Origin of the sequence: Alcaligenes parafaecalis, from assembly GCF_026344135.1 — a bacterium.
GTDB classification, from domain to species: Bacteria; Pseudomonadota; Gammaproteobacteria; order Burkholderiales; family Burkholderiaceae_B; genus Alcaligenes; species Alcaligenes parafaecalis.
In genome coordinates, this window is record NZ_JAPKNA010000004.1 from 1 (window position 1) to 25,911 (window position 25,911).

Annotated in this window: 28 protein-coding genes; 8 read left to right on the forward strand and 20 right to left on the reverse strand. The window is 56.5% G+C overall.

The window, feature by feature from the left end; genetic code table 11:
* Nucleotides 1-50: 50 nt before the first annotated feature.
* The 7 genes from serA to OSH09_RS12925 form a co-directional block, all read right to left on the reverse strand.
* Complete coding sequence (gene serA, locus OSH09_RS12895) at nt 51-1,259, reverse strand: phosphoglycerate dehydrogenase (protein WP_207873296.1); 1,209 nt, start codon at nt 1,257-1,259, stop codon at nt 51-53.
* 218 nt (nt 1,260-1,477) lie between these two features.
* Entirely contained in the window at nt 1,478-2,479 is a 1,002-nt protein-coding gene (locus OSH09_RS12900; protein ID WP_207873295.1) for a cytochrome-c peroxidase, read from the reverse strand.
* Between the two features lie 274 nt (nt 2,480-2,753).
* Nucleotides 2,754-3,458 (reverse strand): ABC transporter ATP-binding protein, encoded by a 705-nt coding sequence (locus OSH09_RS12905; RefSeq protein WP_009462239.1) that lies wholly within the window; start codon nt 3,456-3,458, stop codon nt 2,754-2,756.
* Nucleotides 3,451-4,272 (reverse strand): ABC transporter ATP-binding protein, encoded by an 822-nt coding sequence (locus OSH09_RS12910; protein WP_266121191.1) that lies wholly within the window; start codon nt 4,270-4,272, stop codon nt 3,451-3,453. Before OSH09_RS12910 ends, OSH09_RS12905 begins: the two co-directional genes overlap by 8 nt.
* The gene (locus OSH09_RS12915) at nt 4,269-5,231 is read right to left on the reverse strand and encodes a branched-chain amino acid ABC transporter permease (protein WP_266121192.1); all 963 of its coding nucleotides are present in this window, start codon (nt 5,229-5,231) and stop codon (nt 4,269-4,271) included. The genes OSH09_RS12910 and OSH09_RS12915 overlap by 4 nt, the downstream gene beginning before the upstream one ends.
* A gap of 3 nt (nt 5,232-5,234) precedes the next feature.
* Complete coding sequence (locus tag OSH09_RS12920; protein WP_207873292.1) at nt 5,235-6,155, reverse strand: branched-chain amino acid ABC transporter permease; 921 nt, start codon at nt 6,153-6,155, stop codon at nt 5,235-5,237.
* Nucleotides 6,156-6,175: 20 nt separating this feature from the next.
* Nucleotides 6,176-7,345 (reverse strand): ABC transporter substrate-binding protein, encoded by a 1,170-nt coding sequence (locus OSH09_RS12925; protein WP_207873291.1) that lies wholly within the window; start codon nt 7,343-7,345, stop codon nt 6,176-6,178.
* Between the two features lie 325 nt (nt 7,346-7,670).
* On the opposite strand from OSH09_RS12925, the gene OSH09_RS12930 reads away from it, so the two are divergent.
* From OSH09_RS12930 to OSH09_RS12945, 4 genes are all read left to right on the forward strand, one after another.
* Entirely contained in the window at nt 7,671-8,108 is a 438-nt protein-coding gene (locus OSH09_RS12930) for an Ivy family c-type lysozyme inhibitor (RefSeq protein WP_207873290.1), read from the forward strand.
* A gap of 73 nt (nt 8,109-8,181) precedes the next feature.
* Nucleotides 8,182-8,376 (forward strand): heavy-metal-associated domain-containing protein, encoded by a 195-nt coding sequence (locus OSH09_RS12935; RefSeq protein WP_266121193.1) that lies wholly within the window; start codon nt 8,182-8,184, stop codon nt 8,374-8,376.
* Nucleotides 8,377-8,600: 224 nt separating this feature from the next.
* Nucleotides 8,601-9,668 (forward strand): bifunctional DNA-binding transcriptional regulator/O6-methylguanine-DNA methyltransferase Ada, encoded by a 1,068-nt coding sequence (gene ada, locus OSH09_RS12940; RefSeq protein ID WP_266121194.1) that lies wholly within the window; start codon nt 8,601-8,603, stop codon nt 9,666-9,668.
* Nucleotides 9,669-9,784: 116 nt separating this feature from the next.
* A complete protein-coding gene (locus tag OSH09_RS12945; RefSeq protein ID WP_266121195.1) occupies nt 9,785-10,534 on the forward strand; it encodes an SDR family oxidoreductase in 750 nt (249 codons plus the stop codon).
* 64 nt (nt 10,535-10,598) lie between these two features.
* Here OSH09_RS12945 and OSH09_RS12950 read toward each other — a convergent pair whose 3' ends face one another.
* Genes OSH09_RS12950 through ccmA form a run of 10 tightly spaced genes read right to left on the reverse strand, consistent with a single transcriptional unit; the run spans nt 10,599 to nt 17,817 of the window.
* A complete protein-coding gene (locus OSH09_RS12950) occupies nt 10,599-11,309 on the reverse strand; it encodes a cytochrome c biogenesis CcdA family protein (protein WP_266121196.1) in 711 nt (236 codons plus the stop codon).
* Nucleotides 11,310-11,337: 28 nt separating this feature from the next.
* On the reverse strand, nt 11,338-12,213 hold the full coding sequence (gene ccmI, locus OSH09_RS12955) for a c-type cytochrome biogenesis protein CcmI (RefSeq protein ID WP_266121197.1): 876 nt from the start codon (nt 12,211-12,213) through the stop codon (nt 11,338-11,340).
* The gene (locus OSH09_RS12960) at nt 12,210-12,683 is read right to left on the reverse strand and encodes a cytochrome c-type biogenesis protein (RefSeq protein WP_266121198.1); all 474 of its coding nucleotides are present in this window, start codon (nt 12,681-12,683) and stop codon (nt 12,210-12,212) included. The genes ccmI and OSH09_RS12960 overlap by 4 nt, the downstream gene beginning before the upstream one ends.
* Nucleotides 12,680-13,210, reverse strand: a complete 531-nt coding sequence (locus tag OSH09_RS12965) for a DsbE family thiol:disulfide interchange protein (RefSeq protein ID WP_207873284.1) — start codon at nt 13,208-13,210, stop codon at nt 12,680-12,682. The genes OSH09_RS12960 and OSH09_RS12965 overlap by 4 nt, the downstream gene beginning before the upstream one ends.
* Nucleotides 13,207-15,174 carry a heme lyase CcmF/NrfE family subunit gene (locus tag OSH09_RS12970; RefSeq protein ID WP_222667714.1) on the reverse strand — a complete coding sequence of 656 codons (1,968 nt, stop codon included), beginning with the start codon at nt 15,172-15,174 and terminating at the stop codon, nt 13,207-13,209. The genes OSH09_RS12965 and OSH09_RS12970 overlap by 4 nt, the downstream gene beginning before the upstream one ends.
* Nucleotides 15,171-15,620: a cytochrome c maturation protein CcmE gene (gene ccmE, locus OSH09_RS12975; RefSeq protein WP_207873282.1), complete on the reverse strand. Its 450-nt coding sequence runs from the start codon at nt 15,618-15,620 to the stop codon at nt 15,171-15,173. Before ccmE ends, OSH09_RS12970 begins: the two co-directional genes overlap by 4 nt.
* Nucleotides 15,613-15,798 carry a heme exporter protein CcmD gene (gene ccmD / locus OSH09_RS12980; protein WP_243430211.1) on the reverse strand — a complete coding sequence of 62 codons (186 nt, stop codon included), beginning with the start codon at nt 15,796-15,798 and terminating at the stop codon, nt 15,613-15,615. Before ccmD ends, ccmE begins: the two co-directional genes overlap by 8 nt.
* Nucleotides 15,798-16,529: a heme ABC transporter permease CcmC gene (gene ccmC, locus OSH09_RS12985; RefSeq protein WP_266121199.1), complete on the reverse strand. Its 732-nt coding sequence runs from the start codon at nt 16,527-16,529 to the stop codon at nt 15,798-15,800. The genes ccmD and ccmC overlap by 1 nt, the downstream gene beginning before the upstream one ends.
* A gap of 5 nt (nt 16,530-16,534) precedes the next feature.
* Nucleotides 16,535-17,203 carry a heme exporter protein CcmB gene (gene ccmB / locus OSH09_RS12990; protein ID WP_207873280.1) on the reverse strand — a complete coding sequence of 223 codons (669 nt, stop codon included), beginning with the start codon at nt 17,201-17,203 and terminating at the stop codon, nt 16,535-16,537.
* Entirely contained in the window at nt 17,197-17,817 is a 621-nt protein-coding gene (gene ccmA, locus OSH09_RS12995; protein WP_266121200.1) for a cytochrome c biogenesis heme-transporting ATPase CcmA, read from the reverse strand. Before ccmA ends, ccmB begins: the two co-directional genes overlap by 7 nt.
* Before the next feature lie 222 nt (nt 17,818-18,039).
* On the opposite strand from ccmA, the gene OSH09_RS13000 reads away from it, so the two are divergent.
* Complete coding sequence (locus tag OSH09_RS13000) at nt 18,040-18,576, forward strand: ureidoglycolate lyase (protein WP_207873278.1); 537 nt, start codon at nt 18,040-18,042, stop codon at nt 18,574-18,576.
* Between the two features lie 45 nt (nt 18,577-18,621).
* Here the strand turns inward: OSH09_RS13000 and cynR are convergent, their stop codons facing one another.
* Nucleotides 18,622-19,509 (reverse strand): transcriptional regulator CynR, encoded by an 888-nt coding sequence (gene cynR, locus OSH09_RS13005; RefSeq protein ID WP_207873277.1) that lies wholly within the window; start codon nt 19,507-19,509, stop codon nt 18,622-18,624.
* 108 nt (nt 19,510-19,617) lie between these two features.
* Between cynR and OSH09_RS13010 the strand changes: the two genes are divergently transcribed.
* Nucleotides 19,618-20,268 carry a carbonic anhydrase gene (locus OSH09_RS13010; RefSeq protein WP_207873276.1) on the forward strand — a complete coding sequence of 217 codons (651 nt, stop codon included), beginning with the start codon at nt 19,618-19,620 and terminating at the stop codon, nt 20,266-20,268.
* 262 nt (nt 20,269-20,530) lie between these two features.
* A complete protein-coding gene (locus OSH09_RS13015) occupies nt 20,531-22,330 on the forward strand; it encodes an autotransporter domain-containing protein (protein ID WP_266121201.1) in 1,800 nt (599 codons plus the stop codon).
* An 85-nt stretch (nt 22,331-22,415) separates the two neighbouring features.
* On the opposite strand, the gene OSH09_RS13020 is transcribed toward OSH09_RS13015, so the two are convergent.
* Entirely contained in the window at nt 22,416-23,057 is a 642-nt protein-coding gene (locus tag OSH09_RS13020; RefSeq protein WP_266121202.1) for a DsbA family protein, read from the reverse strand.
* Nucleotides 23,058-23,419: 362 nt separating this feature from the next.
* On the opposite strand from OSH09_RS13020, the gene OSH09_RS13025 reads away from it, so the two are divergent.
* Nucleotides 23,420-25,033 carry an ABC-F family ATP-binding cassette domain-containing protein gene (locus OSH09_RS13025; protein ID WP_266121203.1) on the forward strand — a complete coding sequence of 538 codons (1,614 nt, stop codon included), beginning with the start codon at nt 23,420-23,422 and terminating at the stop codon, nt 25,031-25,033.
* A gap of 89 nt (nt 25,034-25,122) precedes the next feature.
* Here the strand turns inward: OSH09_RS13025 and OSH09_RS13030 are convergent, their stop codons facing one another.
* Nucleotides 25,123-25,899 carry an aminoglycoside adenylyltransferase domain-containing protein gene (locus OSH09_RS13030; RefSeq protein ID WP_266121204.1) on the reverse strand — a complete coding sequence of 259 codons (777 nt, stop codon included), beginning with the start codon at nt 25,897-25,899 and terminating at the stop codon, nt 25,123-25,125.
* Nucleotides 25,900-25,911: the final 12 nt, after the last annotated feature.

The window sequence follows — 25,911 nt, forward strand, 5'->3', positions numbered from 1 at the left end:
CCCGGATTCTTTTGAATCCGGGGCCGTTTGTTTACGGTCTGACGCTGGCCTTAAGCCGGGAAGATCAGATCACTACGGACTGTACCAGGATGGGCACGCACCGCATCCAGCAAGTCCTGGGCCGGAACACGATCCAAATCCGTCATGGCATAGCCCAGCTCGCCCTGCGTCTGCAATTGCTGACGGGTGATATTGATGCCGTGCTGCGCCAGGATATTGTTCAGCCCACCCATCGCACCGGGTACGTTGCGATGTACATGCAGCAGACGAACCGCACCCTGAATATCGTAATACGACACTTCAGGGAAATTCACCGCGCCTTTAGTCGCGCCGCTACGCAAGTAGCTGACCATCTTCTCGGCCACTTCACGGCCAATATTCTCTTGCGACTCCTGAGTGCTACCGCCAATGTGCGGCGTCAGGATCACATTAGGCATGCCGATCAGCGGGCTCTTCAATGGCTCATCCACGCTCTTCGGTTCGGTCGGGAACACGTCCAAAGCAGCACCGGCTAAATGACCGCTAACCAGAGCTTGGTGCAAGGCCTCAATATCTACCACTGTGCCGCGCGAAGCGTTGATCAGGATGGAACCTGGCTTCATGGCCGCAATCGTCTCGGCATTCATGATGTTCTGTGTGCCCTGCCCGCCTGGTACGTGCAAGGTGACCACATCGGACTCGGCGAGCATCTGCTTCAGGCTGCCGTAAACACGGGCATTACTCAGTGGCAGTTTGGATTCCACATCGTGGTAGAGCACACGCATACCCAACGCTTCGGCCAGAGTACCGACCTGAGAACCAATATTGCCGTAACCAATCACACCCAAAGTCTTGCCACGGATCTCGAAAGCGCCATCGGCACTTTTGTCCCAGAAGCCCTGGTGTACACGCAGGTTCTTCTCGGGGATACGACGCAGCAACAAGATGGCTTCGCCCAACACCAGTTCGGCAACGGAGCGGGTATTGGAGAACGGCGCATTAAAGACTGGCACACCGTGGTTTTGGGCCTGATCCAGATCCACCTGGTTGGTACCGATACAAAAACATCCCAGCACTTTGAGCTGGTCTGCGTGCTCCAGCACCCGGCTGTCAAACTGGGTACGGGAACGAATTCCGACAACTTCGGCGCCTTTGACAGCGTCCAGCAGCTCCTGACCCGACAAGGCTCCCTTGTAGGTCTGAATATCGGTCAAACCAGCAGCCTCAAAAACTTCACGGGCGCTAGGATGAATGTTCTCAAACAGGACAATGCGACTCATGATGGTTCCAGTCATTGAAATAGTATCTAAATGGTACTATTTTTTTAGCTCGCCTGATCGAGCATCAACAATAGCAGCAGGGGATTCGTGTCCTGAAAACAAAGCAAGGCCATGAATCCAAAGCCAAATACAAAAACCCAGGCCTGGAAAATAAAATCCAGGACCTGGGTCACTTCAAGGCGGCCTAGCTCATGACAAGCCGCCTGAACAGTCTGCTATCAAGAACCAAATGGCACCGGACGTGGTGTGTTGTCACGCGAAGGTGGCAGGATTGGCAGCATGATTTCAGGCTGTTTGCCCGTCAGCGTTTTCAGGAACGCGACGATCTGGGCATTTTCCTCTGCAGAGAAACTGCGACCCAACTGCAGACGACCCATTGTATCCACGGCTTCGGTCAAGGTATTGACCGCGCCATCGTGGAAGTAGGGGTAGGTCAGCTCGACGTTACGCAAGGTAGGAACCTTGAAGTTGAAACGGTCAGCGTCCTTGCCTGTGACAGCGACACGGCCTTCGGCTGGGTTGCTGGTTTGGTAGGGCTCGATCAGACCCATTTTCTGGAAGGACGTACCGCCCAGGTTGGGGCCGTTGTGGCACGCCACACAACCACTACCCTTGAACAATTGGTAGCCCGCCAATTCCTGATCGGTAATGGCTTTTTTATCACCCTTCAACCAAAGGTCAAAGCGCGAATCCGGCGTCACCAGAGTTTCTTCAAAGGCGGCAATAGCGGTGGTGACTTCATCAATACCAAAGTCGGCCTTGCCAAAGACTTGCTTGAACTCGGCCTTGTACTCGGGAATGGAGCTCAGGAACTCCATGGCCAGTTCGTGCGTGAACGCCATTTCCTTGGGGTTGGCAATCGGGCCACCGGCCTGCTCTTTCAGGTCGCTGGCACGGCCGTCCCAGAACTGGGCCACGTTCAGGCTGGAGTTCAAGACGGTAGGCGAGTTGATGGGACCTTCCTGCCAACGGTCACCAATGGAGGTACGGATATTGTCCGTGCCACCCATGCTCAGGTTGTGACAGGAATTACAGGAGATAAAGCCCGAACGGGACAAGCGGGGTTCAAACCACAGCTTTTTACCCAGTTCAACGCGTGCCGGGTCGGTGACAACCGCAGCGGGGATCGGCTGTACAGGCTCATTTTCCTGGGCTTGCGCGGCGGTGCCGAGCAATAAACCGGCGGCCAGAGCAGAGAGAGTGAACAGGCGTAATTTCATAACAACTTCCTTATGGGATGACAGAGCTTCCTGCCAGTAAGAGGTCCGGGTAGGACCCATAACCCTGCTGGCCTTATGGACATCGTAAGGAATGCCATTTCATTACACATTGATACATCGCAAGGAAAGAATCTTTCCTGAGATCCTTAGGGAACTTTCGGGTGAAAGTGCAACTACCCCGCAACAATCGCCTATAGCGCCTTGACGAAAGGCATAAAAAATGCCGCCTGTTTCCAAACAGGCGGCATGTCAGATTTGTTGCAAATTGTGTTTTTTAGACGCCTAAATAGCGTGTCCACAAGGTGCGGTCTGCCCCTAAAGCTTCAGAATTCCCCTGCCAGACCAATTTGCCACGTTCCAGAATAATGTGGTGATCCGACAAGGCCATCAAACGCTCGACGTATTTGTCGATCAGCAAGATGGTCTGTCCTTCTTCGCGCAGTACAGCCAGACAGTTCCAGATCTCTTCACGAACCTTGGGTGCCAAACCCTCGGAAGCTTCGTCCAGAATCAGCAGCTTGGGATTGGTGACCAAAGCACGGCCAATGGCCAGCATTTGCTGTTCACCGCCCGAGAGCTGGTTGCCCATATTGGACGCACGCTCGCGCAAGCGCGGAAAAAAGTCATAGACACGCTCGGGCGTCCAGGTCTTGTTGGCTTTGGGATTGCGATTGCAGGCAAAGGCCGTCAAGTGCTCGGCCACCGTCAGGTTAGGAAAGCACTGACGCCCTTCGGGCACAATGGCAATCCCGGCTCGGGCGATACGGTCCGGGTTCCAGCCCGCAATGGACTGGCCGTCGAACTTCACATCGCCACCGCGCACCGGCAACTGGCCCAGAATGGTTTTCAGCAAGGTGGTCTTGCCCATGCCATTACGGCCCAGCACCGTCACTACCTGCCCACTACGAATGGACAGATCTACCCCAAACAGCACCTGGCTGGCACCATAGCCACTTTGTAATTGCGTCGTTTCAAGCATGGCTTTCCACCTTGGTTGGAACTGGCGTGTCGTCATCACCCAGATAGGCTTGACGCACGGCCTCGTTATCGCGGATTTCGGCAGCCGTACCGGTCGCAATAATATGACCTGCCACCAATACAGAAATCCGGTCAGCCAGACGGAAAACGGCTTCCATATCGTGCTCGACCAGCAACATGGTGGCTTTGCCACGCATGGTTTCAATCAATTCGGTCAGGCGCAGAGTTTCATCCGGCCCCATCCCTGCCATAGGCTCATCCAGCAACAGGACTTGCGGACGGCTGGCCAAGGCTAATGCAAACTCCACTTTGCGCTGCTCGCCATGAGGCAAGACACCGGCCTGAGTATGCAAAAGCGTGGGATCAATGGCGCATTCAGCGGCCAAGGCACGGGCCTGCTCGTACAGCTCGGTTTCAGTCTGACGAGCACGCCAGAAGCGGAAACTGCTACCACTACATGCCTGCAAGGCCAGCACCAGGTTATCCAGCACCGTGTAGTTCTTGAAGATATTGGTGATCTGGAACGAACGTGCCAGACCGGCGGCAACGCGCTGGTGACCCGACAAGGCCGTTACATCACGGCCAGCCAGCAAGAGCTGGCCCGAATCCGGGGTCAAGGTGCCCGACAACAAGTGAATCAGCGTGGATTTACCTGCCCCGTTAGGGCCGATCAAACCATGAATTTCACCCGGCACCAGATCCAGGGACACATCGTTGGTGGCCTGCAAAGCACCAAAGCGCTTCATCAGACCACGGGCCTGCAACGCGGCCGTGCCGCTGCTCGCCGTAGAGGCGGCTGCTATCGTGTTCGTCATGCTTGCTCCTTGGCGGCAGTAGCGGGATCGGCAGCCGAACGGATACGCACCAGTCCAGCCAGCCCCTTGGGTGCAAAGAACACCACCAGCAGCAACAAAATACCCAAAGGCATGTGCCAGTACTCGGTCCAGTTACGCAGCATCTCTTCCAGCACCAGCATGACAAACGCGCCCAGGGCACCGCCATACAGCAAGCCAATACCACCCACCAGAACCATAATGATCAGGTCAGCCGACTGGGTCCAGTTCATCAGGCTAGGCGAGACAAACAGGTTGTGATTGGCCAGCAAAGCACCGGCCAGACCCATGATGGCACCGCTCAAGGTGTAAGCTGTCAAACGAATGCGGTAGACGGGGTAACCCAAAGTCGTCATGCGGCTTTCGTTTTCACGGGTCCCCATCAAGGCCTGCCCGAAACGAGCATTAACCAGGCGATTGAACAGGAACAGAACCGCAATCAGAATGGCCAGAACCAGGTAGTAAAAGCTCAGGTCATTGCCCAGATCAATCCCGGGCAAGGTAGATGGGCTGTACATGTTCAGGCCATCCTCGCCACCGTATTGGCGCAAGGAGATGAACAGGTAGAAGATCATCTGTGCGAAGGCCAGGGTAATCATGATGAAGTACACGCCACGAGTACGCAGCGATACCGCACCGGTCAAGAAGGCCAGCAAGCCGGAAATCAGCATGGCAGCAGGCCAGGCGATCAGGCCGCTTTGCACGCCTTCAGTAGCCAGAATACCGACGGTATAGGCCCCTGCCCCGAAAAACGCAGCATGGCCCAAGGCCACCATCCCGCCATAACCCAGAACCAGGTTCAAGGCGCTGGCAGCCAGGGCATAGATGAAGATACGGCGTACAAACGAAATGTAGAACTCAAGCCCGTACATCGGTGCGATCAATGGGAAAGCCAATAAGGCCACCAGCACCAGGGCCGACAAAATACGCGAAGCAGACATACATTAACCTCGCGCCGGGAACAGGCCCGAAGGACGGAAAACAAGAACAACAGCCATCAGGACATAGATCGAAATGGCAGCAATCGTAGGACCGACGCTGGAAGCCACATCTGCCGGGAAGACGTTACGCAGCAACATGGGCAGGAACGCACGGCCAGCGGTGTCGACCATACCCACCAGCAAGGCACCTACAAACGCACCACGAATCGAGCCAATCCCACCGATCACGATACAGACCAGAACCAGAATCAGAATGTCCTCGCCCATACCAATCTGAACGGCGGTAATCGGGCCCAGCAAGGCACCGGCCAGCGCAGCCAGAGCAGCACCCAAGGTGAACACACCCAGGAACAGAATAGGCACACGCACCCCCATCAGGGTCGCCATTTGTCGGTTGGAGGCACCTGCTCGCACCAGCACCCCAGCCCGTGTTTTAGTCACGAAGGCATACAGGGCCAGCGCCATCACCAGACCGACCGCGATAATCATCAGGCGGAAAGCGGGATAGAGGAAATCAGGCAAAATTTCTACCGGCCCGGACAACAAGGCAGGCATATTCAACATTACGGGAGTTGGGCCCCAGATCATTTTGACCAGATCATTGGCGATCAAAATAACGGCATAGGTTCCCAGTACCTGAGCCAGGTGATCACGAGTGACCAGCTTGCGCAGAATGAGAATTTCCAGGGCAATACCGACCAGGGCTGTCACTGCCACCGCCACCACAATGGCGGCGGTAAAAGACCCTGTACGCTGCATGGTTTCCGCGGCCACATAGGCTCCCGCCATATAGAGGGAGCCGTGGGCCAGGTTCATGATATCCATAATGCCGAAGACCAGAGTCAGGCCCGCGGCAATCAGAAACAACATCAAACCAAACTGCAAACCATTCAGCAATTGCTCGCTAATCAGAATGAGCGACATGCTTTTACCACCTGTGAATCTTAATTAAGTTTGCATTCTTTGGCGTAGACGTCCTGGTAGGAGTCGAACACCTTGCTGACCATGCGGTTCACAAGACGTCCGTCCTGATCCTTGACCACTTCACGCAGGTAGTAAGCCTGAATGGGGAAGTTGTTGTTGCCGTAGGTAAATGGGCCACGAACCGAGTTGTAGTCGGCGGCCTTCAATGCCTTGAGCACAGCTTCGCGGTCGGACACTTTGCCATCCACTTGTTTGACGGCGGCGTCGATAGCCAGAATCACGTCATAAGCCTGGGCGGCGTACACCGAAGGGTAGCGGCCGTCGTAGGCTTTGCGGAACTCTTCCACAAAGGTCTTGTTGGCAGGAATATCCAGGTCAGGCGACCACTGGGCGGTGTTCAACATGCCCAGGATAGGCTCGCCCACGGCGGGGATAATGTCCTCGTCACCCGAGAAAGCTGGGCCCAGCAGAACCACATCCTTGTTCAGGCCAGCGGCCACAAACTGTTTGATGAAGTTGATGCCCATGGCACCGGGCAGGAAGAAGAACACGGCCTGAGGCTTGGCAGCGCGAATCTGTGCCAATTCCGCCGAGTAGTCGATCTGGCCCAGCTTGGTGTAGAGCTCTTCGCTAACAGGTTTGCCGTAGCCACGTTTGAAGCCGTTCAGGTGATCTTTACCGGCCGGGTAGTCCGGGGCCAGGATGAACATTTTTTCGTAGTTGCGATCCGCAGCCACTTTACCGGCAGCTTCGTCAAAGGCGTCGTTCTGGTAGGACACGCCAAAGAAGTACGGATTACAACCGGCACCGGCCAACTGGCTGGGACCTGGGTTGCTGGTCAGGTAAGGCACTTTGGCCGAGAACAGGGCGGGCGCCACTGCCAGGGCTACGTTGGAGCCCACTGGACCCGTAAAGAAGTCGATCTTGTCACGCTGCACGAAGCGATTGACCAATTGGCGGGCCTGGTCGGGGTTACCGGCCATATCCTGCGCGATGAACTCGGCCGGGAAACCACCCAGCTTGCCGTCCAGTTGTTTGATGGCCAGATTAAAGCCATCACGAACCTCACCACCAACGGCAGCAAACGGACCGGATGTGTCCATTGCCATCCCCACCTTGATGGTATCGGCGTGAGCCAGAGAACCGCCAAAAGCCGCAGCCAAAGCTACAGTCAATGCAATACGTTTCATGTTATCTCCTTGCGCCACCGCGCTTATAGGCTGTCTTTAAATAAGATGCACAGCAGATCGAACTACAAATTCAACTATGCCAACCATTCATTTATAAATAGTTTAGTTATGAAACAATTTTGCTGGCAAGCTGTGGTTTTTACCTACACCCCTTAAATGCCTTGGTAATTCGACAGGAAACACACCCCTGTGCCAATCCCATAGACGGATAAGCACTATAACGACTGTAGAGATAGCCGTTTATGCACGTTTTCCTTGATTTTGTTAACAATGCCGCGCCAGACGCGCTGCTAAACTGGGGGCTCGCCTCAATCTTGGAGATCCCATGCGTATTTCCCACTCTCTGTGCCGCCTTGTCCTTGGCAGCGCCCTGCTCGTTCCTTTCCTGAGCAATGCACAGTCCTCGGAATCCGTTTATCTGGCCGATCTGGCCAAGTCCAACAAGCAAGTGGCCCAGCAATATCAAAGCCTGATGCAGGACGTCGCCAAAAACGCGAGTTGGGTCAAGGACTTCGGTACGGCTTCGCCGGGCGAGACCGTTTCTCTGGATGGTCGCAACTATCAAGTGTTCCAGGGCTGCAAGCCCCATGACTGCACCAGCTCCAGCTATGTAGTACTGCTGGATACCCAAAAGCAGACCATTACCTATGGCGCTTTTGTAGAAAACAAGGAATCAGGCCCAGGTTTGGCCAGCAGCCAGATTCAATGGCTGGGGAATCCCGAGTTCGACCAGATCCGCCTGATGTCACCTGCCCTGTTTTAAAAAAACAGCGCTTGACCTTGCCCCCGTGGCAAGCCTTAAGCTGACTCCATTGTTTCTATCAAAGGAGTCAGCTATGTCCACCTTCTCCGTACCCGACATGACCTGCGGCCATTGCGTGCGCAGCATCACCGAAGCCATTCAGGCTGTCGCCCCTAAAGCTACCGTCAGCACGGATCTGGAAAAACACCAGGTTACCGTTCAAGGTCTGGATGGCGCGCAAGCCCTGAAAGTGATTGAAGAAGCGGGTTACACCCCCAGCGCCCTGTAAGGACAACGCGCCTGCCAAGGCGTCAGTCAGACAGAGCAAATAAAAAGGCCGGTATTAACTGGCCTTTTTTTATCGAAACCTTGATGCCCTTGCCTGAAGCGGTCGTCCGGTCTCGATACCGTCCCAGCCCAGCCTGTCGATATTGACCGCAAGAATCGGAGTGCTTGCGATGAAAGACCAGCGTATTCTGGCTTCGTACTTAATGTTGTCAGGACTTTTGCCTCATGACTGCGAACCGTGCTTACGAAACTGACGATCAACGCTGGGCAGCCGTGCAAGCGCGAGATCCCGCTGCCGACGGCCTGTTCGTCTATGCGGTACGTACCACCGGCGTGTACTGCCAGCCCAGTTCGACAACCCGGCTTCCCAAGCGCGAGAACGTCGAGTTTTTCAATTCGCCCCAGGACGCTGAAGCAGCGGGCTACCGTTACAGCCGTCGCGCCCATGGCGATCAGACCAGTGCCGCAGCCGAACGGGCCGCAATCGTAGCGCGCGCCTGCCGCCTGATCGAGACCTCGGAGACGCAACCATCGCTGGACAAGCTGGCCGCCGAGGTGGGCAAGAGCCCCTTTCATTTTCATCGACTGTTCAAGGCTGAAACCGGCCTGACGCCCAAGGCATACAGCTCGGCCTACCGGGCTCGCAGACTGCGCGAGGAACTGAGCAGCAGGCCGGATACCTCCATCACGAATGCGATTTACGACAGTGGATTCAACTCCAACAGCCGGTTTTACGAAGCCTCTGAACAGTTGTTGGGCATGCGTGCACGCGACTACCGGGCCGGTGGTGCCGGTGCGATTATCCGTTTCGCGGTGGGCCAGTGTTCGCTGGGAGCAATTCTGGTCGCCCAGAGCCAACGCGGCATCTGCGCCATTTTGCTGGGCGAGGATCCCGATCAACTGGTTCGCGACCTGCAGGATCAGTTTCCCAAAGCCGAAATCATCGGCTGCGACGGTGATTTCGAGCAATTGATCGCCCGAGTCGTAGGCTTTATCGAAAGCCCCTCAATTGGCTTGCACCTGCCGCTGGATGTGCAAGGCACAGCTTTCCAGGAACGTGTCTGGCGTGCGCTGTGCGAGATCCCGCCAGGGACCACCGTCAGCTACACCGAGATAGCTGAGCGCATAGGTTCACCCAAAGCGGTGCGCGCCGTGGCCCAGGCCTGCGCCAACAACCACATTGCCGTGGCCATCCCATGCCACCGCGTCGTGCGGCGTGATGGCGATCTGGCCGGCTACCGCTGGGGTATAGACCGCAAACGTGAACTGCTACGCCGTGAAGTGCAAGACTGATGATCGGCGGGCTGCACAATCGTCAAGACTGGGTTTGAGGGCAAGAAACGGAGTTCGCCATCAAGCCAGGACAAATACGATGTGAGTTCTCAAAGAAACCGCAGGAGATTTCACTCATGGCTTTGCTTGATGGAAAGGTTGCCCTAATTACCGGCGCATCCTCCGGTATTGGACGCGCCATGGCCTTGATGTTTGCCGAGCACGGGGCAGCCATTGTCCTGACGGCAAGGCGCAGTGCCCTGCTTGACGAGGTCGCCAAGGAGATCCGGCAGCTTGGTGGCCGTGCTGAGTGTGTGGCAGGGGACATTACACGAGATCAAACCCATGCGCAGGTGATAGAGCTCGCGACGGAAAGATTCGGAGGGCTGGATATTGCGATCAATAACGCCGGTATTGTCGGGGCCCTCAAGCCACTGGCCGAGCTGAGGCCAGAAGAATGGCAAACAACACTGGATACCAATCTTGGGGCGGCCTTTCTGGGTGCCCGCAGCCAGATTCCGGCCATGCTCAAACGCGGTGGCGGTTCGATTGTTTTCACGTCTAGCTTTGTGGGCACCAGTGTTGGCCTGCCCGGCATGAGTGCTTATGGCGCTTCCAAAGCGGCACTCATGGGATTGGTCAAAGGCATCACGGCGGACTACGCAGCTAAAGGCATACGGGCCAACGCCCTCTTACCTGGCGGAACCGATACAGACATCGCAGGGGATCAGAGCATCAAGGACTGGGCGGCGGGGCTGCACGCCATGAAGCGAATCGCCAAACCTGAAGAAATTGCGTCCGCTGCACTTTTTCTTGCCAGCCCCATGTCCAGTTTTGTGACCGGCTCCGCCCTGTTCGCGGATGGAGGCAATGCGGCCGTGAAATAAGCATGCGGTGTTTCCTGGCATCCAATGAAGCACCGCACTAATGGCAGGCGAAGACTGAAGCGTATTAGCCCAGTTGCCCTAACACCGGGAAGGTCTTGAGTACCCAAATAGCCAAACGCGCCAGCTCACCGGTTGCCATGGCCCAGCCCATCACAATCAATACCAGACCCGCGCCCCAGCGCATATAACGCCCGACCTTCCTGATCTGTGTCATGCGCTGCAAAAACGGCGTCACAAAGCAGGCAGCCAGAATAAAAGGGACACCCAGGCCCAAGGCATAGACGGACAACAAAATACTGGCTTTGCCTGCACTGGCGGTACTGGCCCCCATCATCAGGATGCCAGCCAGAATCGGGCCAATGCAGGGTGTCCAGCCAAAACCAAAGGCCAACCCCATCACTGTTGCTCCGCCAGGGCCCGCCGCCTTGCCGGACTCAAAGCGGTAATAGCGTTGCAGGCTCATGGGCATGCGCAGCACCCCCATCACGCTCAGGCCTGCCAAGGCCACCATAATCCCGGCGGCAATATTGAGCTGATAGCGATAAGACAGCAGCATTTGCCCCAGATAGGACAAGCTGGCTCCCAGAGCAATGAAAACCAGCGAAAAGCCCGCTACAAAGCAAACACTACGCCCCAACAAATGGCTGCGTTTGACTTCCGTATACGCCTGCCCATCCCCCGCCAGATAAGACAAATAGCCGGGGACCAGTGGCAAGACACACGGAGACAGAAACGACGCCATCCCCGCCAGAAATGCGGTTATCAGGGCAATCATGCCCAAATCCAAAGACACAATTTCCATATCAGGGGGCCGTGGCAGGTTCCGGTGCGGCGTTGGCGGGCAGACGCATACGCTCACGCGCCAATTGCAAACCCTGGTTGACGACCTTGGCTGTTTCGGAATCCGGCGGGAACTGTGCCAGCAAACGCTGCCAGTAGTCGATAGCAGCGGGGTACTGCTCTTTATGCAAGGCAGCCGCTCCTGCCAACATCAGACCCAAAGGTTCTTCGGGATACAGCTCCAGCGAACGCTTGACCAGACGTCCAGGCAAACCATCCAGAGTGTCGACCCCGGCCAGGAGCATGGACTCCGCATATTCCGCCAAGGCGGTCGGGTCTCCGTCCACTACCGGCATGGCTTTGGCATAGGCTTCGGCCGCTTCCTGATGACGACCATAGTAACGATGGGAGCGGGCCATCATCAGCCAAGCTCCAGGATCATCCGGGTTTTCTTTAAGGCGCTGCTCCAGGCGGGCCACCATGGCCTCAATATCTACGGGCTGTGCGTTAGCCTGTTGTTGCACGGCGGCTGGGTCCAGCATTACCGGGTTACCCAGATAAAAGTACAAGGCGATGGCAGCAACCGGAATACTGATCATCAAGGTCCAGGCCAACTTGGGCGCGCCTGCTTGTTGCACCGATTCCGTTTTCAGCCCCTCGTTCTCTTCCAGCACACGCTGGCGTAAATCCATCTGCGCTTGCTCGAAGTCCTGTTCAGAGAGCACACCCGCCTGTTTGTCACGCTCAATTTCCTTAAGCTGCTCACGCAAAATCGCCAGATTGGCCTGCTTGTGTTCCACCACCCGCTGCAAAGCGGGTTTGCGCTTGACGCTCAACATCAAGTACGCCGCACACACCAGCACCAGCAGTCCAGCCACAATATAAAAAGCAATAGTCACGATTGTTCATCCCGAGAAGAGCCCTGTAACAGAGCATCCGCTTGACGGCGCTGCTCATCAGTAAGAGCCGTTTCATTACCCGCACGGCGTCTACGGCGCAGGGTAAAGGCATAGACCAGAAAACCCGTCAGCAACAAGAGAGCTGGCCCGAACCAGAGCAACAAGGTGGTGGATTTGAAGGGTGGGCGATACAAGATGAAGTCGCCATAGCGATCCACCATATACGTCCGAATCTGGTCCGGGCTACGCCCCTGCCCCAGTTGCTCCATGATTTGATGGCGCAAATCCACGGCCAGCTCGGCACGCGAGGCCGCGATTGATTCGTTCTGGCACACCAGACAGCGCAGCTCGGCCGCTATTTCCAACATCACCGACTCCTGGGCACCCTGTGCTCCCGACTGGGCTTGAGCGGACGGGACGAGGAACCAGAAGCTGGCCGCCAAGGCGACCATCCATTGACGCATCATCATGGCTGCTGCTCCAAACGACGAATTAAGGGCAACAAGGTTTCCTCCATAGATTCGCGCGACACAGGACCTATGTGCTTGAAACGCACAATGCCCTGCTTGTCGATCACAAAGGTTTCCGGCACGCCGTACACACCAAAATCGATGCCCACGCGGCCATCCCTGTCCATAACAGAAACCTCGTAAGAGTTGCCATTGCGCAGCAACCACTCACGGCTTTCCTCGGGCACGTCCTTATAGTTCAAGCCCACCACCGGCACCTTGTGCTTGGTGGACAATTCCTTGATAAAAGGATGCTCAGTCAAACATGGGTAGCACCAGGAAGCCCAGACGTTCAGCAACCAGACACGGCCCTTCATTTGCTCGCCCGAAAAACTGGCTTCGGGATTGTGCAATTGAGGCAGGCTGAAAGCCGGAGCAGGCTTGTCAAGCAAAGGCGACGGTACTTCGCTGGGCTTCAGGGTCAAACCAATACCCAGAAAAACCAGCAGCAGTACAAAGCCGATCAAGGGAACGGTAAAGCGGTTCATGCCTGCACCTGCGTATCCAAAGTTTTGTTTTGTGCCGCAGTGCGAGTTTGTTTGGCACGGTAGCGTCGGTCACTAATAGCCAATCCGCCCCCGAAAGCCATCAACAAACAACCCAGCCAGATAAAGTCCACCAGAGGCTTGTAGTACAAACGCACGCTCCAGCCGCCCTGATCGAAGTTGTCCCCCAAAGCCACATAGATATGACGCAAGCCATTGGCATTGATGGCCGACTCTGTCATCGGCAAGGCCGAGGACAGATAGGTACGTTTTTCCGGGTACAAGGTGGAGACGACTTTGCCATCCTGCAGCAGTTCTACCGTGCCACGTTCAGCAGAGTAGTTCGGGCCGGGCACAATGCGTACACCCTGGAAGCGAGCGTCATAAGCACCCACTTGCGCGGTTTGGCCTGGCTTTAACAAGACATCGGTTTCCGTCTCGTAATGGCTGACCATGGTCACCCCCAACACAAAGACGGCCACCCCGATATGCGCCAGGTGCTGTCCCAGCCAGCTACGCGGCTGCGCAAACACACCCATACGGGTAGCGCGCACACGCTTGACCACATCAAACAGGCTACCCAGCACAATCCAGATCGCCAGGCCCGCCCCCAAGGCTGCCGTCCCCTGCCATTGACCATAAAGCAGAGGGACAGCCGCACCCAGCACCACGCTGAACACAATGACCAGCGCCAGTTGCCGCACCATATCCATCAAGCTGGCCCGCTTCCAGTTGGCCATGACACCAAAGACAATCAAGACCAGGGCCGGGATCATCAGGGGGACAAAAACCTTATTGAAATAAGGCGGGCCTACCGAAATCTTGCCCAGCCCTAGGGAGTCCATAATCAAGGGATACAAGGTGCCCAACAAAACCGTACCGGTAACCACTACCAACAGGACGTTGTTCACCAGTAGCAAGGACTCGCGCGACACCACGGCAAATTGCCCACCTGCACCGACACGTGGAGCACGCCAGGCAAACAGGATCAGAGAGCTGCCGACGATGACTGCAAACAAGGCCAGAATAAAGACGCCACGGGCAGGATCAGTTGCGAAAGCGTGGACGGAAGTCAGAACCCCCGAACGCACCAGGAAGGCACCCAGAATAGACAGGGAGAAGGTGCTGATCGCCAGCAGAACCGTCCAGTTCTTGAAGCTGCCGCGTTTTTCAGTAACCGCCAAAGAGTGAATCAAGGCCGTACCCGCCAGCCAAGGCACAAAAGACGAGTTCTCTACCGGGTCCCAGAACCACCAGCCCCCCCAACCCAGCTCGTAATAAGCCCACCAGCTACCGACAGCGATACCCAAGGTCAGGAATAGCCAGGCAGAGGTTGTCCAAGGGCGGGACCAGCGCGCCCAACTGGCATCCAGACGACCGGCCAGCAAGGCGGCAATCGCAAAAGCAAAAGCGACCGAGAAACCCACATACCCCATATACAGCAAGGGCGGGTGAACAATCAGACCAATGTCCTGCAAGAGCGTGTTCAGATCCAGACCTTCTGCTGGCACCGGGAACATGCGTTCAAAGGGGTTGGAGCTGATCAGCACAAACAGCAGGAAACCGGCGGTGATCAGGCCCAACACGCCCAGCACGCGAGCCAGCATGGCTTCAGGCAAGGAACGCGAATAGATACTGACGGCAAAGGCCCAGCCCGTTTGCATGAACATCCACAGCAACAGCGAACCTTCATGCCCGCCCCACACCGCGGCGATGCGGTAGAACAAAGGCAGCTTGGTACTGGAGTTCTGCGCCACATAAGCCACAGAGAAATCAAAGCTGACAAAAGACCAGGCCAGACACAACAAGCTAAAGGCCACCAGGCCGAACTGCCAGCGTGCGGCCGGACGGGCAAACGCCATCCAGGCCAGATTGCCGCGCCAGGCACCGTATAAAGCCACCACACCTTGCGCCAGCGCCAGCACAAAAGTCAGGATCAGGGCAAAGTGCCCAAGTTCCGGGATCATGGCTGGGCTCCTTGTTTCGCGCGCTCGGCCTGCTCCATAGCGTGCATGGCTTCGGGCGGCATGTAATTTTCATCGTGCTTGGCCAGTACTTCTTCAGCCACAAAATGGCCCTTTTCATTCAAACGGCCTTGGGCGACCACGCCTTTCCCCTCTTGGAACAGGTCCGGCAAAATACCGGTGTAGCTAACGGGCACTTGCGCCGCACCGTCCGTCACCACAAAGTTCACGGCCATACCTTGATCACCGCCACGGCGGATACTGTCCATCTGCACAATGCCGCCAACTCGGAAGGTTCGGTTCTCCGGGCTTTGTCCCTGGCTGACTTCGGTAGGGGTGAAAAAGAACACCAGGCTGCTTTGAAAAGCATTCAGGATCAGGGCGGTCGCTGCACCCAGCACCACTAAAGCCCCCAGAATCAGGGCCAGACGATTCTGTCGCTTAGTCATGACGGCTTTCTCCCAGAGCACGCTCATCACGCACCCGCTGCCAGGCCCTTGCCCGCCCTGCCCGGACGCTGAGCACTTCGCCCAGCATCAACACGGTACAGGCCAGCACCGAGCCCCACACATACACGGCATAGCCGCCCATAGCGAAAAAATCGCCCACACTCGACCAATGCATCATCAGCCCTCCGTCAAGTTGCGAACCCAGGCGGTATGCGCCTCACGTTCAAGAATCAAATTGCGCACCCGATACAGTGCGATGGCAATGCTGTAGCACCACATGGCCAAACTCATCAGCAACATGCCCGTCAACATGACGGTGGCCATGGACGGCGAGCTGGTCAGCGATACCGAAGCCCCCTGGTGCAAGGTGTTCCACCACTGCACCGAGAAATAGATAACAGGTACATTCACCACCCCGACCAGGGCCAGGATGGATGCGGCTTTATCCGCACGGCGCGGGTCATCAATCGCGCCCCGCAAGCCCATGAAACCCATGTACAAAAACAGCAGCAACAATTCGGAAGTCAGTCGGGCATCCCAGACCCACCAGGCCCCCCACATAGGCTTGCCCCACAGGGCTCCGGTGACCAGCGAGAGCACCGTACAGATCGCGCCAGTAGGAGCCAGCGCAGCGGCCATCATGGCAGCGGTACGACTGTTAAATACCAGGCAGAGCAAGGACCAGAAGCCCATCGCCAAATAGATCAACATGGACATCCAGGACACGGGAACGTGCAGGAAAATGATGCGGTAGCCCTCGCCTTGCTGGGCATCAGTGGGGGCCAGAAAAAAACCCACATAAGCCCCCACAAGAAACAGCAGAAATGCCAGGATGGCAGCCCAAGGCACGATGCGTCCGGCCAGGACATAGAAGTTTTGAGGAGCGGCGTAGCGATACAAAAAGTTCATGGAATTTACTCAAGAGCAAGGCGCAACGCCGCTGCCGTAGCAGGTGGCGCAAAGAACAAAGCCAACAGTAAAAAAGCGGCCAGAACGGACAGATGCGCTTGCGCACCCAATCCGGCCTGAACCGCTTGCACCGCCCCCGCCCCGAAAACCAGCACGGGCACGTAAAAGGGCAAAATCAATAAAGCCAATAACACACCTGCCGAGCGTAGGCCCAGCACCAACGCTGCACCAATCGCGCCCAGCAAGGTCAGAACGGGCAGCCCCAGCGCTAAAGACAGCATCAGCACGCCCAGGCTGGACATGGGCAGACTGAATTGCAGCCCCAGAATCGGAGCCAGCAAAAGCAAAGGCACGCCGGTTAAAAAAGTATGCGCCAGCACTTTGCCCAAGACCCAAAGGCTAAGTGGCAGATGTGAAAACAGAACCTGTTCCAGCGCGCCGTCCTGTTCGTCCTGTTCAAACAAACGGCTTAGCGACAGCATGGTGGCCAGCAAGGCCGACACCCACAGCACGCCAGGAGCCATCTTGGACAAGAGGGCCGCATCGGCTCCGACGCCCAAAGGGAACAGGCTGCACACCACCAGAAAGAAAACCAGAGGAATCAGAACATCACCGGGGCGACGCATCGCCAAGCGCCACTCGCGTTTCATCAAGGCGGCAAAGAGACTCAACATGCTTGCCCCAGATCCAGGTGCTGCACATCCAGATCCCACGGCAAAGTCTGGTGACTGGTCAAAATAACGGCGCCCTGCTTTTGCAAATGCTGTGCGATCAGCTCGCCTAGAAACTTCTGACCGGCACTATCGAGCGCGGTTAACTGTTCATCCAGAATCCACAAAGGGCGATTGCTTAGAGACAAGCGCACCAGAAACACGCGACGGCGCTGTCCAGCGGACAACTGCCGCACAGGGACACGACGGTATGCCAGCAAACCGCCTGCCCGTAACGCCTGATCACAGGCGTCCTGTTCCAGCGGGACACGATCCTGCAAGAGCAAGCTGTCCAGGTTTTCTTGTAGTGACAAGCTGCCATTCAGCCCAGCCGCATGACCGCCATACACAAGCTGTCGTCGGTAGTCGCTATCGTTACGTTGCACGGGCTGGTCACGCCAGATAAGCTGGCCTTCATCCGCCTGGGCGATATTGGCCAGGATACGCAGCAAGCTGGTTTTGCCGCTGCCATTGGGCCCACTGACCAAACAACATTGGCCAGCATCAAGCCGTAGGCTCAGCTCGGAGAACACACGACGCTGGCCCCGTCTACAGGTCAGCGAAACAGCTTGAAGCACAGAACCCCCTTATCAAGAAAGCAAACAGAGCGAAGCCGCCCATGAAAAAAGGCGGCTTGCTTAGCTCGCTAAGTAATGACGAGCCTCTTTCAAGACAGGGGATGCCTGACTTAGTTCCGCAAAGCCCTCGAGAAACTCCAGCTTATTGATCTAGGCCAATCCGAGTTCGGGGCTGCATTCTTGATAAGATGCTGCCTTAGTACTTTCTTTGAGCAATAGACCATGAACACCCCAATCACCCTGACTCCCCAGCCCCTTAGCCCCGAGGCTTTTGCCCCTTATGGCTGGATGTTGGGTAAAGGTTTGGCCACTGCGCCTGCGACGGCAGCCTTCAGCAATGCCGCCACTGACTTCTGGCACGAACATGCGTTTGACACAGGCCCAAGCGGTCAGACCGAAGTGTTGTGGGTGAATTACCGGATTCAGGACCCGAACATCACCGCTCTGGAAAACCATCTGCTGACGCAACAGGCCCTGATCCCGCTGACAGGTGAAGTGATCCATATCGTGGCCGAGAGCAAAGCCGAAGGCGGCCCGGACCTGTCCACACTGAAAGCTTTCCGCCTCCCTCAAGGGCAAGGCGTGTGCATGCGTCCCGGTTGCTGGCACAGCAGCCGTGTTGCCGGGGGTGAAGTAGCCTGTTTGATGTTGACGCGCATCTCTACCACGGTAGATCTGGTCGCCCATTTGAACGAGGGCAAACCCGCTGTGGAAAGCGAGCTGCGTCCTCTGGAACAGAGTGTAGTGGTGACTCTATAAAGTAGCGGGTGCAGAGCGTAAAAATCGCTCTGCAGGACCCAAAAATCAAAACGTCGATGCCGCGCCGTATTTCAGCGCCAGCTCAATAAAAGCGCGCATCGCTGCAGATTGATAGGCGCCCTTGCGCTGCATCAGAATGGCCCGCCGTTGCGGCGGTGCCGGGTCCAGACTAACCGCCACCAGATACTCACTATTACTGGCAATCGCGGCAGGCAACAAGGTCGCCAAACCCGTGCGCCGCACCACCTCAATCACGGCATTGAGTGAGTTCGATTCCATCGATACTTTCAAGTCCAGATCATGCTGGCGGCAATGACGTTCAATCTGCCCACGCGTGGCAAATTCCGGTGTCAGCAACACCAGGGACTCACGCATCAAGGTGTCTCTATCAATGCTGCGCCGCTCTGCCAAAGGGTGTGTTCGGCTCATCACCAAAGCCAGCGTCTCTACCAATAAAGGCTGAAATTCCACCGCGGCCGACGTCGGCTTCTCAAAGGCGATACCGATATCCAGTTCGTCTTCAACCAGTTGCGTTTCCACGCGCTCCTGCAGCATTTCCTGCACCACCAGCCGCACATTGGGATAACGCCGGTAGAAGGCCTCCACCAAAGGGCCGATCAGGTAAGACGTAAAGGTAGGCGCCACCGCCACCCGCAAAGAGCCTCGGCTCAGATCGCTGACATCGTGCAGCGCCCGCCGCCCTTCCTCCAGGTCCTGCAAGGCCTGCCGGGCGTAACGCAGATACACTTCGCCCGCATCCGTCAGACGCACCAGTCGCCCCGTGCGGTCAAACAGTTGCGCACCCAAATGTTCTTCCAACTGCCGCACCTGTTGCGACAGGGCAGGCTGGGACACATGCAAAGCACGTGCTGCACGGGTAAAACTTTGATACTGGGCAACCGCCAGGAAGTAATTAAGATGGCGCAAAAGCATGAGGGGCCTTTGTATAAGCAAACCCAATGGAAAGCATCAGAAATCGGTATTTTACCTTATGACCTTGAAAGGGTAATCTTCTGTTTAAGCCGAATAACAAGGACAAGGATGAAAGACATTATCGACGGTTTCCTGAAATTCCAACGGGAAGCCTATCCCAAGCGCGCCAAGCTCTTCAAAAATCTGGCCACACAACAAAACCCCCGCGCTTTGTTTATCTCTTGCTCCGATAGCCGTCTGGTTCCCGAGCTGGTGACACAACGTGAACCCGGCGACCTGTTCGTGATTCGAAACGCTGGCAATATCGTGCCTTCTTATGGCCCGGAACCGGGTGGTGTGACAGCCTCAGTCGAGTACGCCGTCTCCGCCCTGCGTGTGTCTGACATCGTGATCTGTGGTCACTCCGATTGCGGTGCCATGACCGCCATCGCCACCTGTCAGTGCCTGGATCACATGCCTGCCGTGGATCACTGGCTGCGCTACGCCGACTCGGCCCGCTTGGTCAATGAAGCCCGTACCCACGCCAGCGAGCAAGATCGCATTTCCTCCATGGTGCGCGAAAATGTGGTGGCCCAATTGGCCAATATCCAGACACACCCCTCGGTGCGTCTGGCCATGTCCGAAGGCCGCCTGACCTTGCACGGCTGGGTCTACGACATTGAGTCGGGCACCATCGACGCCTATGACGGTGGCAGCATGAAATTTGTGCCCCTGGCAGATAACCCGAATGTGTGTGTAGCGCCCTTGGTTCGCGGCTAAACCCACCCGGAACCAAACAAGAAACGCCATGCTTTAGCATGGCGTTTTTTTATTGCTCTCCGTCAGCGTTTATCTTGCCAATGAAACAGTGTGCCCGGCTGTGTCAGGAATAAACGCCTCCTCACTATGATGGCCAGTGATCCGATGATCTTTTCATCCACCAGTTTCATCCGAGTCGCTATTCAGGACTGAAGGCCACGACACAAAGAGCAAAGGACTGTTCAGGACTTGCTACTCGGGAACTCTTTTTAATGGCTGATCCATGAAAAAAACTTGCCTTGCCTTGGCCTTGATGGCCTTGCATGCTGGGACACAGGCCCAAGCCTTTTCCAATATCTACTTCATCGGCGACAGCCTGACTGACAGTGGTCAATTTGGCTCGCGCTTTACCACCAACCCTGGTCAGGTCTGGTCCCAGGTACTGGCCCAGAAATTGGGAACCGATGCGACCCCAAGCAGCCAGGGCGGCAGCAACTACGCCGTCGGTGGAGCACGCGTAGCCGTAGACGAACGTCTGGACCCTAGCAGCCCTCTCGGCCCCACCAACCCGCCCCTGCCCGCCATGACTACGCAGACAGCTCAGTTACTGGCCATGCACAACGGACGCCTGGACGGACGGGCTCTGTACACCGTGTGGGGTGGCGCAAATGACTTGTTTGCCGCAGTCAAGGATCCGTTCAATATGTCCCAGATCGTGGCGGACTCCGTTGGCAATCAAGCTGCATTGATCAATACGCTGTCGCAAGCGGGCGCACGCTACATTCTGGTTCCCAATATCCCCGACCTCGGTATGACCCCGGAATTCTCCGGCTCGCCGATCAGCGCGGGTATCGCCACCTTGCTCAGTGACAGCTATAACCAGGCGTTCAACCAGCAGCTAAGTTCCAGCTCCGCCAATATCATTCCCTTGAATGTCTCGGCGCTTTTGCACGAAGTGGCTGCTGACCCGCAAGCCTACGGTTTCACCAACGTCAATACAGCCGCTTGCGGCAGTGTGTCTTCCCGCCTGTGTACGCCCGCCGATCTGGTGGCTCCCGGCGCAGACGAAAGCTATATGTTTGCTGATGGCGTGCATCCTACTTCAGGTGGTCATGCCGTCATTGCCGACTATGCCCACGCCGTCGTCAGCGCCCCCAGTCAGGTAGCCATGCTGGCCTCTGCAGCGAATACCGCCGGGCAGATGCAGATGCAGCATATTGATCGTCGACTGCAGACCATCAGCTCGTCGCAGGATAGGGATTTGGCCGTCTGGTTCCAGGGAGAGGCGATCACGCGCAACAGCAGCAGCGCGAACTCGCGTCTGGATGGCACGCAAGCCGCCTGGAAGCTGGGTTTGGACAAGCGTCTGGATGACTGGTCGGTCGGTGCCTACTTGTCTTATGAAAATCTGGATGGTGATACAGACGAAGAAGGCACCTACAGCCAGAAGCGTCAGTCGGCAGGTCTGTACGGTCGCTGGCAAGCCGAAAATCTGTGGGTCAACGCCCAGATTTTCTACAGCGATCTGGATAACAAAACCCGCCGTCATCTACGTCTGGGCGCCGCCACGCGTGAACACCAGGCCAAAGCAGGTGGTAGCCAGTACGGCGGCAAACTCAGCACTGGTTACGACTGGCAGGCCGGGGCGGTAACCCACGGTCCACTGTTGAGCTTGAGCATGCAGAAATCCAAGATCAAGGCCTTGTCAGAAGATGGTCAAGGGCTATCGACCTCCATGGGTTTTGATGCCCAGGACCAGACCTCCGTACAAAGCAGCCTGGGCTACCAGATCAATGTTGCTGTCAGCAATAAGTGGTCCGTGTTCGCCTCCGCAGAGTGGCTGCACGAGTTCAAGAAACCGGCAGCACTGCTGGGTGCGCGCTTGCAGGACGGCGTCTACAACAACCGCCACTTCTACCTGTCTACAGACCAGGAGCGCGTGCGCGATACTGGCCTGCTGGAACTGGGCACAGTAGGTCAGCTCAGCAATAACTGGACGCTGGGAGCGGGCGTCAGCACTCAAGTGGGTAAAGGCACCAGCGCACAAACGGCCTTGTACCTGAATACGGCTTACCGCTTCTAAGCCTGCTTGTATTCAAAACTATTGCGGCATCCGGGCCAGGCCCGGATGCCGCAATTTCAATCTGCCTTGTGTACCTGAGTTCTGATCAAGCCAGTAATGAATCCAAGGTCTGATTCAGCGTTTCCAGAGGGGTGCCGACAGCCGGTAATTGCGTCACTTTTCGGCCATCAACAAATAGCAAGGTCGGGTAGGATTGCACGCCCAAAGCCCGCGCCAAAGTAAAGTCCGCCAAGGCTTGCTCCCTGCCAGAGCCGTCGGTCAAATGACGCCGTACGGCCTCCACATCCAAACCATTAGCAGCCGCAATCTCCAGGCAGACCTCCTGATCAGAAAGACTGCGCCCATTCAGGTAAAAGGCCTGCTGCAATTCGTGTATCCAATGAATAGCCCGTTGGGGATCCTGATCACGTAGCACCGCCACCGCCGTCGCCGCATCCAGTGAATCCATGACCGTCGAGCCCTCTTCGGCCAAGGCTTTGTAAGCTGCCCCAAATGTCGCCCCTGTCATCTGAGCGATACGCTCGTTGGACTCGGAAGTGTAGGGGTAACGGGACATGGGAGCAGCCCGGTCGCGCACGAACAGGCCACCCGAAACGGCTGTAAAGGGAATACGGTGCTTGTTGGCCGCCTCGAACTCGACCATGCGTTCAGCAAAACCCCAGCACCAACCGCAATACACATCCTGCACATACACAATCGAACGGGCGGGTAAATTGAATGTGTTCATGACTATCCTTCAAGGTGGTCCGGTCTTCCGGAAACTGAGCCTTATTTTAGTCGGCATCGATCTACTTGGTAGCAACACTTATGCAGGGTCAGCCACCTCAACGACTCTATCAAAGTCCGCGCCGCCCAGTCCGTGATACCAAACTCCCCAAGAGCAGGAATGATCCAGACCCCACACCCTGCCCCCACCAGCGGGCCAAGCCCTTTGCCCCGAAAGCCAAATGCTTTTATAGTGTGGCTTCGATTCATTTCCCGTGAGGTATTCGTCCAATGCGCCACTAATGCCGCCGTCCCTTCGACGGCCAGTCTCCACCAGCCCCCATCACGCAGGGGGAGTTCTTGGCATTAATGGAAGCATCACGTATGACGAATCCTTATCTGACGCTAGAAGGCGTCTCCTATACCTTGCCACAAGGCAAGACTCTGTTTACCCAACTGAACGAAACCTTCGACTCGCGGCGTACAGGCCTGGTCGGACGCAATGGCGTGGGCAAAACCATTCTGGCTCAAATCCTGGCCGGGCAGATTCAGCCCAGCAGCGGGCGGTGCCTACGCTCGGGCAAAGTGCACTATCTGGCGCAGCAAGTTAGCTCTGTCAGTGGTTTGCGCGTAGCTGATCTGGCGGGCACAGGTCCCACCCTGGATGCCCTTGCCCGGATTGAAGCAGGCAGTAGCGCAGTCGAAGATTTCAATCTGGTCGAAGACCGTTGGGATATTCGGCAGCAACTGCAAGAGGCGCTGGAACGCAATGGACTGGGACATCTGAATGCAGAGACGCCTGCCGATACCCTAAGTGGCGGTCAGGCCATGCGGGTCTCGCTCATCAATGCCTTGCTGTCTCAGGCAGATTTCCTGATCCTGGATGAGCCTAGTAACCACCTGGATCGCGACAACCGACTTGCCCTGATCGAGCAATTACGACACTGGCCCCACGGCTTGCTGGTTATCAGCCATGACCGTCAACTGTTGGACACAATGGAACGGATTGTGGAACTGTCCTCCCTGGGACTGCGCAGCTATGGCGGCAACTACAGCCACTACGCCGAACAGAAAGCACTGGAACAGCAAAGCGCCATGGACCAGTTGGAGCACCGCAAACTGGAGCGCCAACGAGCCGAGCACACCATGCAAGAGCAGCGCCAGCGGCAGGAACGTAGACAGGCACGCGGCAATCAACAAGGCAAACAAGCTAATCAGGCCAAAATCTTGCTGGACAGGCAAAAAGGCCGCAGTGAAACCACCACCGGAAAACTGCGTCAGCAACATGTTACGGCTCAAAAGCAACTGGCGCAGCGCGTACATGAGGCGGCTGAGCTGATTGATAAAGACACGGCCATTAATCTGCATGCCCTGCCTGTGATGCCACAGACACGCCAACGAATCGTCGAGCTGGATGAGGTGAGCTTGCCGTTTGTCCCGACGCAGCAGCCCCCCCTCAATCTGCTCTTGAGTGCTCAGCAACGCGTAGGCGTAATCGGCCCAAACGGCTGCGGGAAGTCCACCTTGCTCAAGCTCATCGCAGGCCAATTAAAACCCGTGGCAGGTATCTGCAAAGTAGTGCCACAGCATGTCTATCTGGACCAAGGTCTGGCTGATCTGAATCCTCAACAAACCGTGCTGGAGCAGCTCCAAGCCGTCAACCGCAAAAGTAGTGAAGGGGACCTGCGCATGCGTCTGGCGCAACTGGGCCTGGATGCCCAAAAAGTCACCGGCCCCAGCGGGGCCTTAAGTGGTGGCGAGCGTCTGAAAGCCGCCCTGGCCTGCGTCCTGTACGCTGAACCCCCGCCAAAATTACTGCTTCTGGATGAACCGAGCAACCACCTGGATCTGCCTTCCACCTTGGCCCTGGAAACCATGTTGAGCAGCTACCAGGGCACGCTGATGGTGGTGTCGCATGACGATGCCTTCATGAACAATCTTGGGCTAACGGAACGGCTGGAATTTAATGAAGAAGGCTGGAGATTGCTACCTTGGTAGCGGCGCAAAACATAAGTGGCACTCCCACCGCTATCTGGACGGCAACCACTGATAGCGGTGGGTCCGAGGGCCAAATTCAGGGCGAACTCTTACAAAGACTGCTTAAGGTTCCCAAGTAACTCCTGTGCCAAGCGCTCTACGTCCTCGCCCCTTGTATCCCAGCGGTCAACCACCTCACCGATATAAGCCAAACGCGCATATTCCAACGTCCTGGCCAGGTCCAAAGGCAGCTCGGGAATAGCCCACGCTGCCGCCTGCTCTTTAGTCACAAAGTCCCCGTGCACGCCTGTGCGCCACATCCGTGCCAGGGTCAGCAGAACATTACGCTCGTCTCCCCGCAGCCCTTCGTACAAAGGCTCTGCGCCATCCCGCATTGCCTGGCGTATATGCTCAATCGGCGTGGCGGGAACCTCAGCCAGCACATCCCTCCCCCACAACAACTTCGCCTGCTGGCAAGCCTGAGCCAGAAGCAATGTGTATTCCGGATCAGCGGCGGCTTCAGACAAGTAGCCTTCGTTGAAAGCATCCCGCAACCATTCGCCGTAGATAAACTCCACCTTGGCCGGATGCATATTGCGTTGAAGATCAGCCAGACGACACACCACCAGCTCGATACAACGCGGACCACCCGGCGTAGCGGGATGAGGTGCAGAGACAGGCAATAAAGCCGCAATCAACTCCTGACGCTGTGTGTCTGACAAAGGAGCATCGACCACCGCCAATATATCCAGATCGCTTTGTGGCTTGAGCCCGCCAACCACAGCCGAACCGTGCAGATAGAGAGCTTGCAAATCAAGGTTCAGGATTTTTTGCACAAGCGCCAAGACAGCCTGCAACTGGCTGTTCGAGTTTTCTAAATCCAGCATTCAACAAGATCT

Coding starts and splice junctions, on each gene's coding strand:
- serA (WP_207873296.1), bottom strand. CDS start 1,259: ATGAGTCGCATTGTCCTGTTTGAGAACATTCATCCTAGCGCCCGTGAA.
- OSH09_RS12900 (WP_207873295.1), bottom strand. CDS start 2,479: ATGAAATTACGCCTGTTCACTCTCTCTGCTCTGGCCGCCGGTTTATTG.
- OSH09_RS12905 (WP_009462239.1), bottom strand. CDS start 3,458: ATGCTTGAAACGACGCAATTACAAAGTGGCTATGGTGCCAGCCAGGTG.
- OSH09_RS12910 (WP_266121191.1), bottom strand. CDS start 4,272: ATGACGAACACGATAGCAGCCGCCTCTACGGCGAGCAGCGGCACGGCC.
- OSH09_RS12915 (WP_266121192.1), bottom strand. CDS start 5,231: ATGTCTGCTTCGCGTATTTTGTCGGCCCTGGTGCTGGTGGCCTTATTG.
- OSH09_RS12920 (WP_207873292.1), bottom strand. CDS start 6,155: ATGTCGCTCATTCTGATTAGCGAGCAATTGCTGAATGGTTTGCAGTTT.
- OSH09_RS12925 (WP_207873291.1), bottom strand. CDS start 7,345: ATGAAACGTATTGCATTGACTGTAGCTTTGGCTGCGGCTTTTGGCGGT.
- OSH09_RS12930 (WP_207873290.1), top strand. CDS start 7,671: ATGCGTATTTCCCACTCTCTGTGCCGCCTTGTCCTTGGCAGCGCCCTG.
- OSH09_RS12935 (WP_266121193.1), top strand. CDS start 8,182: ATGTCCACCTTCTCCGTACCCGACATGACCTGCGGCCATTGCGTGCGC.
- ada (WP_266121194.1), top strand. CDS start 8,601: ATGACTGCGAACCGTGCTTACGAAACTGACGATCAACGCTGGGCAGCC.
- OSH09_RS12945 (WP_266121195.1), top strand. CDS start 9,785: ATGGCTTTGCTTGATGGAAAGGTTGCCCTAATTACCGGCGCATCCTCC.
- OSH09_RS12950 (WP_266121196.1), bottom strand. CDS start 11,309: ATGATTGCCCTGATAACCGCATTTCTGGCGGGGATGGCGTCGTTTCTG.
- OSH09_RS12960 (WP_266121198.1), bottom strand. CDS start 12,683: ATGATGATGCGTCAATGGATGGTCGCCTTGGCGGCCAGCTTCTGGTTC.
- OSH09_RS12965 (WP_207873284.1), bottom strand. CDS start 13,210: ATGAACCGCTTTACCGTTCCCTTGATCGGCTTTGTACTGCTGCTGGTT.
- OSH09_RS12970 (WP_222667714.1), bottom strand. CDS start 15,174: ATGATCCCGGAACTTGGGCACTTTGCCCTGATCCTGACTTTTGTGCTG.
- ccmE (WP_207873282.1), bottom strand. CDS start 15,620: ATGACTAAGCGACAGAATCGTCTGGCCCTGATTCTGGGGGCTTTAGTG.
- ccmD (WP_243430211.1), bottom strand. CDS start 15,798: ATGATGCATTGGTCGAGTGTGGGCGATTTTTTCGCTATGGGCGGCTAT.
- ccmC (WP_266121199.1), bottom strand. CDS start 16,529: ATGAACTTTTTGTATCGCTACGCCGCTCCTCAAAACTTCTATGTCCTG.
- ccmB (WP_207873280.1), bottom strand. CDS start 17,203: ATGTTGAGTCTCTTTGCCGCCTTGATGAAACGCGAGTGGCGCTTGGCG.
- OSH09_RS13000 (WP_207873278.1), top strand. CDS start 18,040: ATGAACACCCCAATCACCCTGACTCCCCAGCCCCTTAGCCCCGAGGCT.
- cynR (WP_207873277.1), bottom strand. CDS start 19,509: ATGCTTTTGCGCCATCTTAATTACTTCCTGGCGGTTGCCCAGTATCAA.
- OSH09_RS13010 (WP_207873276.1), top strand. CDS start 19,618: ATGAAAGACATTATCGACGGTTTCCTGAAATTCCAACGGGAAGCCTAT.
- OSH09_RS13015 (WP_266121201.1), top strand. CDS start 20,531: ATGAAAAAAACTTGCCTTGCCTTGGCCTTGATGGCCTTGCATGCTGGG.
- OSH09_RS13020 (WP_266121202.1), bottom strand. CDS start 23,057: ATGAACACATTCAATTTACCCGCCCGTTCGATTGTGTATGTGCAGGAT.
- OSH09_RS13025 (WP_266121203.1), top strand. CDS start 23,420: ATGACGAATCCTTATCTGACGCTAGAAGGCGTCTCCTATACCTTGCCA.
- OSH09_RS13030 (WP_266121204.1), bottom strand. CDS start 25,899: ATGCTGGATTTAGAAAACTCGAACAGCCAGTTGCAGGCTGTCTTGGCG.